Consider the following 12754-nt stretch of genomic DNA (forward strand, 5'->3'; position numbering starts at 1 on the left):
GAAATTACTTGGCCCGGAAAAGATCAACGGTCATGGCGCCACTAAGAGAGGCGGTTCGCGATGGTACCGTCATGGACGAACCACGGCCTGATCCGATAGGTCCTGGCTCCGCTGGTGTGCATGGGATCGGCGTCAGCGATCGCCTGGGCCTCGACCACCGAGCCGGCGCGGTAGATCAGCAATCCGTCGCCTTCGAAGTAATCGCCGCCGTCGGTCCACAACGGGCCGGCGGCAAAGAGCACGCCACGGTCTTCCAACTCCCGCAGGTAGCCGAGGTGATCCTCGATATACACTTGCACGGCGTCCAATCCCTGCGCCACCGAGGTGACCACGTAAAGCGTCAACCCAACCGGGCGGCCGAAATCCTGGATGACTTTGCGCGATTCGAGTCGGTCAGGCACGGTCGGCTCCATCTTGGCGTTCGCGCACGTCGAGGACGAAGGCGCGCACGGCCGCGCCAATCGCGTCCGGGGAGTCCTCTTGCAGGAAGTGACGGCCGGCGACCTTTACTTCGCGCTGGTTGGGCCACGAGCGCGCGAAGTCGAGCTCGCTGCCCCCTTCATGCAGGATTGCGCCCGGCTCCGCGACTATGAGAAGTTTCGGAATGTCGCTGCGCGATAAGAAGTCTGCATACTCCTGTACCATCGCCTGCACGTCAGCCGGCTCACCCTCGACCGGGATCTCACGGGCCCAGAGCAGCGTGGGGATGCGGCTCTGGGGCGTGGGGTAGGGCTTGCGATAGACGGCCATCTCCTCCTCGGTCAGCTGGCGTTGCACACCTCCAGGCACCACCTTCTCCACAAAGACGTTCTCCGCCAGAGCCATCCGCTCGCCCTGTTCGGTGCGCAGCGCCCGCATCAGGGGCTCATAGTCGGTGAAGCCCGCCCAGGTCCTGGGCTGCACGAGCGCATCCATGTAAGCGATACCGGCAATCTGCTCCGGATAGCGCAGCGCGCGGTAGAAACCCAGCGCCGAACCCCAGTCGTGCACCACCAACACCACGTTCTCGGTAATCCCGACGGCCTCGAACCACGCGTCGAGGTACCGGACATGGTCGGCGAACCGGTAGGAGAAGGTCGGAGAGGTGCCGGAGGCCCCCATGCCGATCAGGTCCGGCGCCAGGCATCGACCCACGTCGCTGAGATGCGGGATCACGTTGCGCCACAGGTAGGACGAAGTCGGGTTGCCGTGTAAGAAGACAATGGGATCGCCCTGCCCCACGTCGATATAGCTCATCGCGCTGTCGAGCACGTCGACCCGTTTCATCGGCCCGGTGACCGCTTCCCGAGGGGCTCCCCCGCTGCCCTGGCCGGCAGTCACGACTGCAGCTCCGACGACTGGGCGGGCAACACTGGAAGGTGCAACCGCGACGAGGAACGGATGGTGTTGCGGCTGCTGGTGCCGACACTGGCGTGCCGGAAGCTCATGATGGCCGGAGTTGCCGGGTCCTGGTCGTCGCTGGTGAGGATCAGCCGAATGCGGCAGCCGGCCTTGAACCGTCGAGCGTTGGCCACCAAAGGTATCCGGTAGACGACATCCTCACCGATGGGTACGGCCTCCATTTCGCGGCACGGCAGGATAGGCGCGCCGCGCCGGCTGGCCTTCTCATCGACGCGGCGCATGCTGGCCCGAAGCCACCCGGCTGTGACGTCGGATACGGTGCCGTCTCGGGCAACTTCGTGCAGCGTCGCGATCCACGCGGTGTCCATTGCGGTAGCCGCGGCAACGAGACGCAGTTCGATATCGCCGACTACATCAAGGTCCCGGGTAAGCGGCGCACTGGTCCAGGTGAGCATCGAGGGCGGATCGATCGCGCTGGCGGCGGCCCGATTCAAACCACCGCCGAGGACCAGGTACTCACGAGCGCCCGGCTCACCCTCGTCATCGCCGAGTTGCCCGTCAGCGCGCAGCGCAAATTCCCGGTAGACAACGCCGGGCGGCGGCCACGTCTCGGTGGTCCGCCATCCCTCGGCGCCGGGCAACACGTAGCGGATGGCCGGCCCGGCCAGGATCCCGGTGTCGCGGCTCTTGAGCCAATGGTCAAACCACGCCAACGCCTCGAGATGAAGACTCTCCCACGGCCAGGTCAAGCCGAACTCGCCGAGCATCCCCATCCGGGTAGAGGGCCCGTCCGCCAACGCTTTCCACGCCGCGAAGGTAGACGGAAGGTGCAACGGGACGTTCTGCCAATCGCAACCCAGATATACCGGCACATCGATCCGGTCCAGCAGAGGATTGAGATCGCGTTCGTCCCACCACTCATCGCGGGTGGGATGCTCGACCGCCGCCGAGAGCCACAACTGGTCCCACGGGCGCGGATTGTGGTGAATCTTGGTCAATTGACGCAGCATGGTCAGGGCGGCTTCGCCGTTCATGGTCGCAAACTTCTGATGCAGCCGTGGGGTGTTGAGGACCCGCCGGACCAGCCCGACCAGCTTGCCCCGCCACAGCGCGTCGCTTCGTTCCGACGTAATACCCACCATCGTCAGAAACGGACTGACGAACGACGAGCTGAACAGGCCGTGGTGCACGGCAGCCTCGTAGAGGTCAGTGGTCGCCGCCACTGGGAAGATGGCCTTCAGATGCGGTGGCCACTCCACGGCCGCCTCCAGCTGCGTCATGGCGAAGTAGCTGATGCCGATCATCCCCACGTTGCCGTCACACCAGGGCTGCGCGGCCGCCCACTCCACCAGATCGTGCATGTCACGGCGTTCGGTGGCGTCGAAGAACCCGAAGGTACCCCCCGAACCCCCGGTACCACGCACGTTCGCGATCACGTGGACATAGCCCCGAGGCACCCAGAAATCGGTGACGCCGGCCTCGATGAACCCCATCGGGGCACCGAGATCTTGGATTTGCCGCGGATACGGCGAGACGGCGATCAAGGCGGGAAAACGGCCCTGCGCATCGGGCCGGTGCACATCGGCCAGCCACACGGTGCCATCCCGCACCGGGATCGCAACATTGTTCTCCTGCATCGTGTTGCATTGCGGCTCACTAAGATTGGCGTATTCACGGCCGGTTGTCTGCGGCCCGTTGAGTTGCCGCTCACCCTTGCCCAAGCCGGATGCTTTTTCTAACCGACGAGCACTGCTCTGCACGGCCATGAGGCCTCCCGCCCTGCGGCTTTAGTTTCATCGCTCGTTGAGACTATGACCGCAGTACTTGCGGGATAATTTCAACGCAAGTGGTAACTTTGTTTGTCGTCGGCCGGCACTGCCGCGCCGTGGGCAGGGGCAGATTCACGATGGGTGGCAGACGGGTGAAGCCGGGTCCGCGCGACGAGAAGGGCGTACTCGCCGCCCAGATCCTTTCCGTAGCTCGGGATTCCTTCGCTGAAAACGGTTCGGCTGGAACCACTGTCCGCTCGGTTGCGCGGACCGCCGACGTCGACCCTTCGCTGATCTATCACTATTTCGGTTCAAAGGAAGGGCTGCTCGACGCAGCGACCACGCCACCGCAACGGTGGCTCGACACGGTCGCCGAGACATGGACCACCCCGAAGGCCGACCTGGGCCGCCGGCTCTTGCAGACCCTCCTGGATAGCTGGGCAGACGACGAGATCGGCCCGTCACTGCGGGCCATTTTGTTGACGGCTGCGCATGAGGACGCCACCCGCCTGAAGTTGCGACGCATTGTCGAGAGTTCTTTGATCGGAGTGTCGCAGCTCGACACCGACGAAGATGACCGCCTCACGCGAAGCGGGCTGATCGCCAGTCAATTGATCGGCCTGGCCATGACCCGGTACGTCTGGCAGATCGAGCCAATCGCGTCAATGAGCGATTCCGAAGTCCTCGCGACGATAACGCCGAACCTGCAGCGCTATATCGACGGCGACCTGCATCCCACGAAGAAGTCGCCCGCCCAACGTCCTCGACGCACACGCAGACCGTGAGTCGCGCGACTAGATCAAAGCCACTTGCCCGGTAAGCACCTGGGTCACCGCCTCGATCATGGCCACAAGAAGCGTGGCGGCGACAGCGCTGAGCAAAATGAAGCCCAGCAGGGCGGGATACAGACTCTCGGGAGCCGAGGTGAGCAGTCCCATCAGCACCGTGCCGGTGACTCGGACTATCTGGGCCTCCACGGCGGTCCCGAACGAACGCACCATCGTCTTCAACCCGTCCAACAGTGAGGCCAGCGCCGCATCAATGCCGAAATACGAGGTCGCGCTCGCCGTAAGGTTCTGAACGAACTGCTCATGAAATGCGGCCGCCTGCCCGGCCAGCGTCTGATAGTCCTGGGCGTGGGCGGAGAACAGTTGCGCGATCCCCACCGACACCTCGTCGCCGGCGGCGGGCAGCACCGCAGCGGTTGGGGCCGCCGCCAGGTGCGCCGCACTCAGTGTCGAACCGATAGTCGCCAAATCCGTTGCCGCCGCGGCCATCAACTCCGGCTCTGCTATCACAAACGACATTCCGACCTCCCGGCAAACCAGACAGCCCAGCCATGGGCCGCCGATCCGTCACCGAAATCGTAGGCCGGATTTCGACCACAACGTGGGAAAATCGAATTTCACCTGACCCGCACGAACGCAAGATTGAATTTCAGTCGTATTGATGTTGCGCGTCAAAGCCCTCGGCCAACGCGGTGCGAAACGCCACCACCGCCGGGTGGGAGGTGCGTGATGTACGGGTCAACGTAAACAACTGGCGTTTCGGCGAAGCGGGCAACGGGGCAAGCCGCACCCCGCGCATCCGGTCTTGGCCGAGCAGGGCGGGCAAGATGGCAACCGCGAGCCCTGCCTGCACCATCTGCAGATGCACCAGCAGATCCACTCCGTCGAAGCGCACATCCGGTTCGAAACCGGCGGCGCGACACACGCTGCGCGCCCACCGGCCGGGCACAGTGGGTTCTGGGTCCAGGGCCCACGACGCGTATTCCAGGTCGGACAGCGTCGTCGCGTCGCTCCAGGGCCCGATCCTTGGCATCGCGAGAAACAGCTCGTCAGTTCGCAGGTCCACGCGATCCAGACTCGGGCTCGGCGGCAGCGGCCCGCCCGGATACTCCTCCCCCAGCACCACATCGAAGGTGCCGGCCAGCAGACCCGAAATCGCCCCATCAGCCTCGCGCTGCGCGACTTCGACGCGCAGGTCGGGGTAATCGCGAGCCAGCGCATCAAGCACCCTGGGCAGCAGTGAGAGCAGCAACGTCTGAAATGCCGCGACCCGCAACCGACCGGCTACCCGCCCTTGGCTGGCTGCCAGCAGGGCCTCGGCCCGCTCCAAGGTAGCGATCGCCAACCTGGTGTGCTCGACGAGCGCCTCACCCGCATCGGTCAGCCGCACGCCCCGGCCCACGGGTTCGATCAGGGCCATCCCGCATTCGCGCTCGAGCTGCGCCAGCTGCTGTGAGACCGCCGATGGACTGTATGAAAGCGCCTTCGCCACCGCGGCCAGCGTGCCCCGTCGCTGCAGTTCGTGCAGCACGACCACCCGCTGCAAATTCAACATCCGCCGACCCCATATTCATCACATTTGCTTACTAGATTAGATCAGAATCATTCGTTGGACTATTCAATCTGGGCCTGACAGGCTCATTGCATGGCGTCACGCACACCGTTGCCCGTTCTCATGATCCTGGGATCGTGCATTTCACTACAGCTGGGGCGCGGCGATCGCGACGCCGCTGCTGGCGCACTTCGGCGCCGGGCTCACCACCGGCGTGCGACTGTTGTTTGCCGCCACCTTGCTGATGGCAATCCACCGGCCCCGCGCGTTCGGCTGGGACCGACAACAGTGGAGATCAGCAGCGCTGTTTGCGGTGGCATTGGCGGGCATGAACGGCTTCTTCTTTGCCGCGATCGCCCGCATCCCGCTCGGTGTCGCAGTCACCATCGAGTTCGCTGGACCGCTGATGCTCGCGGCGGCATTCTCCCGCCGCCCACGCGACCTCGGCTGCGTGATGGCGGCCGCGGCCGCCATCGTGGTCCTCGGTTGGGACGGCTCGAAATCCGCAGCGCTGAGTCCCGATCTGGCGGGCGTAGCCTTCGCCCTCGTCGCGGCATGCTTCTGGGCGCTCTACATCTTGGCCGGCAAACGCATCACCGGTCAGCAAACGGGTCACGGAGCCCTTTCCGTCAGCAAGTTCATTGCAGCCATTGTGGTGCTGCCCTTCGGGATACCCGCCGTACCCACATTGACCGGGCAACCAGAGAAGCTGATCCCCCTGCTGGGGGTCGCGGTGCTGTCGTCGATGCTTCCGTACTCGTTGGAATTCGCGGCGATGCGCCGCTTCAGCGCCCACACATTCGGCGTGCTGCTCAGTCTCGAACCCGTGGTCGCCGGGCTCGCAGGCTGGATATTGCTGGGCCAGACGCTCAGCTGGGTCCGGGGGCTGGCGATGGTTGTGGTTGTCGCCGCATCCATCATCTGCACCCTCAGCCAGCCATCGCCCGCCTCGGAGCCATCTTCCGCGAAGGAACGGACCCCAACACGCGATCGAGCGCAAGGCAGCGCTGTGGGCCGCCCGCTCGCCCGGGTTCGCAACGGGCTTCAAACGGCACAGCGCCGCGAGCCCGTGGCCGGGCGAGAGGGTGTTCCGTCGCCTGCCGCCGAATGGCTGGACGCCGATGTATCCCTAGGAGATTCGGGGCGCTTTGGTGACAAGATCGCCCGAATAAGCCACCGCGCCAACCCAGTCGACGGCGGCCGCGGCGAGAAGGCACCCATTCGGTCGGCGGCCCAGGTTGGACCCCACTTCGGTGCAACCGGCTCAGCCACTAATCATTCGGCCACAGATGTGCCACGTTGGGCAGATGAGCACCATTCGCCTGCTACCCACGTCACGTCTCAAAGCATTCTCCGACGGCGTGTACGCCATCGTCATCACCCTGCTCGTCCTGGACCTGAAGGTGCCGGAATCCAGCAATGACCTTGGCGGGGCGCTGCTGCGGTCCTGGCCGGCCTTTCTCGCCTATCTGGTCAGCTTCGTGTTCATCGGCAGCTCGTGGCTCGCGCACACCAGATTGACCGTTGCGCTGGTGACCGCGGACGAGGTGTTCAACACGATGAACTTGTTGTTGCTGCTCCTGGTCACATTCCTGCCATTCAGCTCCGCCCTGATGTCCCACTATCTCGTCGGACCGGGGCAGCGGCTGGCGGTCGGTTTGTTCGGCGTGAACGTGACGCTGGCGACAGCGGCAAGCGCCGTCCTGGCCAGCTACGGCCGCTACAAGAGCGAGCTGTCCAGCGCGAAGGATCGCGCGACGCTGGCCGAAATTGCCCAGTCGCGTTGGATGTTCAGCGCACTGATGGGTCTATCGGTAGTGGTGGTGCTGCTGCTGCCGAGCGTGGCCGTGGCGTTTTACCTCTTGCTCTCGGCGCTGATGCTGATGCGCCCGCTGCGCATCTTGACGCTCGGCGGCCGACGGCAGGACGATACCGGCGAAAACGGTGCCTAGGCCCCGGCGTCCGGGTCACTGCCATCGCCGCCGTGAGCGGTCCTGGCTGGGCTGGTCGATGGACCCGTCATCATCGACGCGGTAGGGACATCCTCTCGCCGCAACGGCCAAAATGCCACGTTCAGACGCACCTGAATAAACTAAGCTGACGCCACCATGTTGGCCAATGAGACAGTGTGGACTAGGCGGACTCGGTGGTGAAGACGGTGACGCGTCACGACGGCTCGTTATTGGAAAGCCCGGCCTACGGTTCCTGGCTGCTCGGGGATCTGAACGAAAGCCAGCGCGACCGTCGGATCCGCATCCAAGGCATGTTGACCGCTGTCATTGCGGCCACCAACGTCATTGGAATCTGCGTCGGATTGGTACTGGCGACCGTGGCCGCGCCGGCACCACACGTGTTGTCAGACGCCCCCTTGTGGATCACCTTCGCGGTCATGCCGGCCTACGTCGTGATTGCATTTGCCCTTGGCAGCTATTGGATTACCCGGCGAACCACGCAAATGTTGCGCTGGGCAATCGAGAGACGAGAACCCAGCCCCACCGACCAGCGCAATACGCTACTGGCCCCATTTCGGTTTGCCATCTTTCATCTCCTGGTGTGGGGAACCTTCACCATCCTGCTGACCGCCCTCTACGGCATGGCCAACAGCATGTTCATCCCGAGATTCCTTTTCGCACTGAGCTTTTGCGGTCTTGGTGTCACCACCGCCAGCTATATGTTCACCGAGTTCGCGCTACGCCCGGTGGCGGCCATGGCGTTAGCGGCAGGCCCACCGCTGCTACGTTGGGCCCCGGGGATCAGGGGTCGAACGATAGTCGTCTGGCTCACCGGTTCGGGCGTACCGCTGATTGGCATGGCCCTGGTGGTGATCTTCGATGAATCACTATGGCAAATAAGCCAAGCCGAGTTTTCGATATCGGTCGTGATCGTATCGTCGGCAATGCTGGCGCTTGGCTTGCTGCTGATGTGGATCCTGTCCTGGCTCACCACGACACCGGTCAAGGTGGTGTGCGCGGCACTCAAGCGCGTCGAGATGGGCGATCTGCCGGGCGATTTGGTGGTGTTCGACGGAACCGAACTTGGCCAGCTGCAGCGCGGTTTCAACGCCATGGTCGCCGGGCTGCGCGAGCGTGAACGGGTACGCGATCTGTTCGGCAGGCACGTCGGGCGGGAAGTCGCTGCCGCTGCCGAACGCGAACGCCCCAAGCTGGGCGGGGAGGATCGCCACATCGCGGTCGTCTTCATCGATATCGTCGGCTCCACGCGGCTGGTGACCACTCAGCCTCCCGCCGAAGTGGTCAAACTACTCAACCGGTTCTTCGCGATCGTGGTCGATGAAGTGGACCGCCACCGCGGCCTGGTGAACAAGTTCCTGGGTGACGCCGCACTGGCGATCTTCGGCGCCCCGAACCGTCTCGAGCAGCCAGAAGACCAGGCGCTGGCCGCCGCGCGTGCCATCGCCCGCCGGCTGGCCGCCGAAGTTCCCGAATGCCAGGCCGGGATCGGGGTGGCGGCAGGTCAAGCCGTCGCCGGCAATGTCGGCGCCAACGAGCGGTTCGAGTACACAGCGATCGGCGAGCCGGTGAACGAGGCGGCCCGACTCTGTGAACTGGCCAAATCGTTCCCCGGCCGGCTACTGGCATCGGCGGAAACACTTGCCGGAGCCAGCGAAAGCGTCAGCGCCCAATGGTGTTTGGGCGACTCGACGCTGCTGCGTGGACTCGGCCAGCCCACGCGGTTAGCGACGCCGATCGAAACCGCCGAGCTAGACGAGTAGTCGCGCTCAGCGACCACGCCCCGATTCCGGCATTACGGGCTCATCCTGCCTGTCCACCCGATGTCTCGATCTCGACAAGAAGTTATTGAGGATTCGTAAAGACGCCGCGCTGATTCTGAGGTCAAGCCAAAGAGCTAACCAATCAAATCAGCAAAGGAGTCCAAAATGTTCACTCGCCGCTTCGCCGCCTCCCTGGCCGGAACCACCCTGACCGCTGCCAGCCTGGGCCTGGCCGCACTCGGCTTCGCCGCCACCGCCACCGCCACCGCAGGCTCAACCGACGACGCCTTCCTGGCCCAGATCCAAGCCGACGGGATCACACCGCCCAGCGCGGCACGCGCCATCAGCGACGCACACGCCGTCTGCACCGCGCTCGACGAAGGCAACTCACCCACCACGGTCATCAACGCGGTCGCCGAGTCGACCGGTCTGAGCTCCAAGGGCGCCAAGACGTTCGCGATTGACGCCGCTTCGGCATACTGCCCCGAATACGTCACCTCGAGCTAGCAACAACCACAGTGTGGGGACCCCGGACGACGGGTCCCCACATTCGTCTGCGCCGTCGACCGCAATCCCAACCTCCACCCGCCCAGCGAGCCGGCCGTCACCGTGGGCCGTGCCCCGATTCCAGACCGGGGCACTTTCGCGAAACGAACTGCCGGTGCGCCCCCTCGCTTGCGGCCATATGACTCCGGCAAACCTTCCACGTGAGCTATCGGACGGGTGCATGCTGGATCGGTGAGCGCAAATAGCCTGATCAGCCGCCGCAAAGCGATACTGGACTACCTGCAGGACACGGTCTGGGTGCTACCGCTAGTCGGCGTGGTGGCCGGCCTGGGATCCGGCGCCATCCTGTCCCTGATTCCCGTCAAGCCTGACTCACTGATCGACAAGTTGATGTTCCAGGGCACGGCCGGCGATGCCCGCGGCGTACTGATCGTGGTGTCCGCCACGATGATTACCACCACCGGAATCGTCTTCTCGCTGACGGTCCTGTCGCTGCAGATCGCATCGAGCCAATTTTCGGTGCGGTTGCTGCGCACCTTCCTGCGGGACATGCCCAACCAAATGGTGCTGGCAATCTTCGCCTGCACCTTCGCCTACAGCACCGGCGGGCTGCACACCGTCGGCCAGCACGCCGACGGGAGCGCGTTCCTTCCCAAGGTCGCGGTCACCGGGTCACTGGCGCTGGCATTCCTCAGTATCGGGGCGCTGATCTACTTCCTGCACCACCTCATGCATTCGATCCAGCTGGACACGATCATGGACAACGTCGGGCAGCGAACACTGGGGCTGATTGACGACTTGTATCCCCGCCCGGACACCCCGGATCGGCGAAGGGAAACACCGCCAACCCCTCCCGCTGAGGCGGTTGCACTGCTGGCCCCGCAATCGGGCTATCTGCAGATCGTCGACACCCACGACATTGTGGCGGCCGCGGCGGCCAGTGGGCACACGGTGCTGCTGGTCACTTTCGTCGGCGACTACGTCACCGCCGGGGGCCTGTTGGGTTGGTGCTGGCGCCGCAGCAGCCCGCCGAGCCCGGCGGGGTCGAACTTTCAGCAGGACTGCCTGCGCCACCTGCACATCGGCTACGAACGCACCCTGCAACAGGACGTTCGGTTTGGCCTGCGCCAGCTGGTTGACATCGCGCTGCGAGCCCTGTCTCCAGCGGTCAACGACCCGTACACGGCAATTCAAGTCGTGCATCACCTTTCGGCCGTGGAGTCGGTGCTGGCGTCCCGTGCGCTGCGAGACACGGTGCGCCGCGATCGCGCCGGGGAGCTGCTGCTGTGGCTGGTCAGACCGGATTTTGCCGCCTATCTGCACGTCGGATGTTCTCAGATCCGCCGCTACGGGGTGCGTGAACCGCTGGTGCTGACGGCGCTGCTACAGCTGTTGAGCGCCGTCGCCCAAAACTGCGCGGACCCCGCGCGCCGGGCCGCCGTGCAGACCCAGATCGCCCTGGTGGTGCGGGCGGCCCAACGTGAATTCGCCGACGAATCCGACCGGGCCATGGTGCTCGGCGCAGCCGCCCGGGCAACCGAGGTCGTCGACAGACCTGGGACCTTAGCGCCGCCGTCCTCCGCGTTCGGCCAAGTGGCCGCCGCTCGGGCGGCAGCGTCGACGGTCGCGCCAGCCAACGCAGCGTCGTTGGCCAGAGACCCCAGAGACCTGGGCCGCCACAGCGCGGTGCCTCCGGCCGGCCGCTCCTAGGCTGACCAACCCCCGATCGGATCAGCGGGGGATCTTGGCGCTACCCAACCGGCGCCCAGTCGCTCCACGAGTTGCCGGAGTCGAGCGCGACCAACGATGACCGGTCCACGTTGACGATCTCGCGGAAATGGTCTTGCCACCCCCACCACGCGCTGACGAAGAACACATGATCAAACCAGCTGAGCTGGTAATCGGGGGGAATCACTTCGCCCTTGTTCTCCGGGGCAAACACCGCGATGGCCAACAGCCCCAGGATGGCAGTTTTCGGTAGCTGGATCTTCCCGTCACTGGCGACCCGTAGTGCCGCACTCCCGTTCACGTACGGAGATACTTCGAACCCGGTAGCCGATTCCTCATCGTGTCCGTGCAACCAACGGTGAATCCCGTACAGGACGTCCGCGATGTCAGGGCGCATCTCGGGCGTCAGGTCCGATCTCACCGCAACCGGAAAGCGCGTATTTTCCAGGTCGAGCCCGGGGGTGGCCATCACACCGTAAATGTCGACCGCATCTCGGATCACCCGCCGAAAGCGCGTGCCGGCGCCGAGCGAGGGATAGCGCTTCCTGCTGGTGTCATCCACGGCGTTACATGCGTGAAGCATCGCCACATCCCACATTTTGCGGTCCCACTGTTCGAGCGACTGCTTGACTGATGCACCGACGGTCATGCCGAAAAGGGTATCGGCCGCCGGCAGTTACCCCGATATTGCACCCACCCCACGCCCATTACCGTGTCGCCGCTGATGGCGAATCACTGCCCACACCGATGGGCAGCGACGTCCTCACGATCCAGCGGGAAGCGCCGCTACCGGCATTTGCACCGTGCCCTGGCAGGGGCCGCCGACAATGTCGGTGTGCCAGGTGCCGCGCAGCGACCCGTCCGGCTGAGGCGCGTAATAGGCCCACGACCTCGCCGGTGCCCACACTTTGGCAGCGCCTTCACCCATGTAGCAGTCCCATTGAAAGTCGAAGCGTTCCACCCACTTGGCCCCATCCCAGAAGTAGCGGGACGGCTGGGGCAAGGTCGGATTCTTCGGGGTAGGCCCGTTGGTGGCGGTGGCAACGCACTGTTCGGCCGAACAAGCGGTGACAAAGACGTAGTCGGCGCTAAACGTTGGTTCCATCTGGCTGGCGGCCATGCTGGTGCCGGCTTTTTGTTCGGCGTAGCGCACGAGCGAGTATTTCCCGTTCCACATGGGCATGGCGGCGTGTGCCGGAGTCGACGGTGGCGCGAACATCGCGGCCGCGATGCCGCCGAGCACCCCTAACACCTGAAGGCGAAGCCTCGATCGCGCACGCATCGTGTCCATGGTGCGGCTTGCAGGACGCGGTGCGATCTCAGCGGGGACACGATC

General features: G+C 64.6%; 13 protein-coding genes. 6 read left to right on the forward strand and 7 right to left on the reverse strand.

Features of this window, described 5'->3' with window-relative positions; genetic code table 11:
* Nucleotides 1-41: 41 nt before the first annotated feature.
* The 3 genes from MMSP_RS20530 to MMSP_RS20540 are packed head-to-tail and all read right to left on the reverse strand — an operon-like array spanning nt 42 to nt 3107.
* Entirely contained in the window at nt 42-401 is a 360-nt protein-coding gene (locus tag MMSP_RS20530) for a YciI family protein (RefSeq protein ID WP_020788158.1), read from the reverse strand.
* The gene (locus MMSP_RS20535) at nt 394-1266 is read right to left on the reverse strand and encodes a haloalkane dehalogenase (protein WP_174524071.1); all 873 of its coding nucleotides are present in this window, start codon (nt 1264-1266) and stop codon (nt 394-396) included. Before MMSP_RS20535 ends, MMSP_RS20530 begins: the two co-directional genes overlap by 8 nt.
* Before the next feature lie 50 nt (nt 1267-1316).
* A complete protein-coding gene (locus MMSP_RS20540) occupies nt 1317-3107 on the reverse strand; it encodes a CocE/NonD family hydrolase (RefSeq protein ID WP_020788159.1) in 1791 nt (596 codons plus the stop codon).
* A gap of 140 nt (nt 3108-3247) precedes the next feature.
* On the opposite strand from MMSP_RS20540, the gene MMSP_RS20545 reads away from it, so the two are divergent.
* The gene (locus MMSP_RS20545; protein WP_036426792.1) at nt 3248-3895 is read left to right on the forward strand and encodes a TetR family transcriptional regulator; all 648 of its coding nucleotides are present in this window, start codon (nt 3248-3250) and stop codon (nt 3893-3895) included.
* Nucleotides 3896-3904: 9 nt separating this feature from the next.
* On the opposite strand, the gene MMSP_RS29640 is transcribed toward MMSP_RS20545, so the two are convergent.
* Nucleotides 3905-4417, reverse strand: coding sequence for a PE family protein (locus MMSP_RS29640; protein ID WP_011741651.1), 513 nt, complete (start codon nt 4415-4417; stop codon nt 3905-3907).
* Between the two features lie 130 nt (nt 4418-4547).
* A complete protein-coding gene (locus tag MMSP_RS20555) occupies nt 4548-5453 on the reverse strand; it encodes a LysR family transcriptional regulator (protein ID WP_020788161.1) in 906 nt (301 codons plus the stop codon).
* 211 nt (nt 5454-5664) lie between these two features.
* Between MMSP_RS20555 and MMSP_RS20560 the strand changes: the two genes are divergently transcribed.
* From MMSP_RS20560 to MMSP_RS20580, 5 genes are all read left to right on the forward strand, one after another.
* Complete coding sequence (locus MMSP_RS20560; RefSeq protein ID WP_020788162.1) at nt 5665-6873, forward strand: DMT family transporter; 1209 nt, start codon at nt 5665-5667, stop codon at nt 6871-6873.
* Nucleotides 6812-7402 carry a TMEM175 family protein gene (locus MMSP_RS20565; protein ID WP_231395648.1) on the forward strand — a complete coding sequence of 197 codons (591 nt, stop codon included), beginning with the start codon at nt 6812-6814 and terminating at the stop codon, nt 7400-7402. Before MMSP_RS20560 ends, MMSP_RS20565 begins: the two co-directional genes overlap by 62 nt.
* A 194-nt stretch (nt 7403-7596) precedes the next feature.
* The gene (locus MMSP_RS20570; RefSeq protein ID WP_020788163.1) at nt 7597-9183 is read left to right on the forward strand and encodes an adenylate/guanylate cyclase domain-containing protein; all 1587 of its coding nucleotides are present in this window, start codon (nt 7597-7599) and stop codon (nt 9181-9183) included.
* Nucleotides 9184-9348: 165 nt separating this feature from the next.
* The gene (locus MMSP_RS20575; protein WP_011741656.1) at nt 9349-9690 is read left to right on the forward strand and encodes a DUF732 domain-containing protein; all 342 of its coding nucleotides are present in this window, start codon (nt 9349-9351) and stop codon (nt 9688-9690) included.
* 207 nt (nt 9691-9897) lie between these two features.
* On the forward strand, nt 9898-11400 hold the full coding sequence (locus MMSP_RS20580; protein WP_369797361.1) for a DUF2254 domain-containing protein: 1503 nt from the start codon (nt 9898-9900) through the stop codon (nt 11398-11400).
* Nucleotides 11401-11440: 40 nt separating this feature from the next.
* On the opposite strand, the gene MMSP_RS20585 is transcribed toward MMSP_RS20580, so the two are convergent.
* Together MMSP_RS20585 and MMSP_RS20590 are read right to left on the reverse strand one after the other, a co-directional pair.
* Nucleotides 11441-12067, reverse strand: a complete 627-nt coding sequence (locus MMSP_RS20585; RefSeq protein WP_020788165.1) for a hypothetical protein — start codon at nt 12065-12067, stop codon at nt 11441-11443.
* Nucleotides 12068-12181: 114 nt separating this feature from the next.
* On the reverse strand, nt 12182-12709 hold the full coding sequence (locus MMSP_RS20590; RefSeq protein WP_012395704.1) for a hypothetical protein: 528 nt from the start codon (nt 12707-12709) through the stop codon (nt 12182-12184).
* Nucleotides 12710-12754 lie beyond the last annotated feature (45 nt).

The sequence above is a fragment of the Mycobacterium sp. 012931 genome, assembly GCF_000419295.1.
GTDB classification, from domain to species: domain Bacteria; phylum Actinomycetota; class Actinomycetes; order Mycobacteriales; family Mycobacteriaceae; genus Mycobacterium; species Mycobacterium marinum.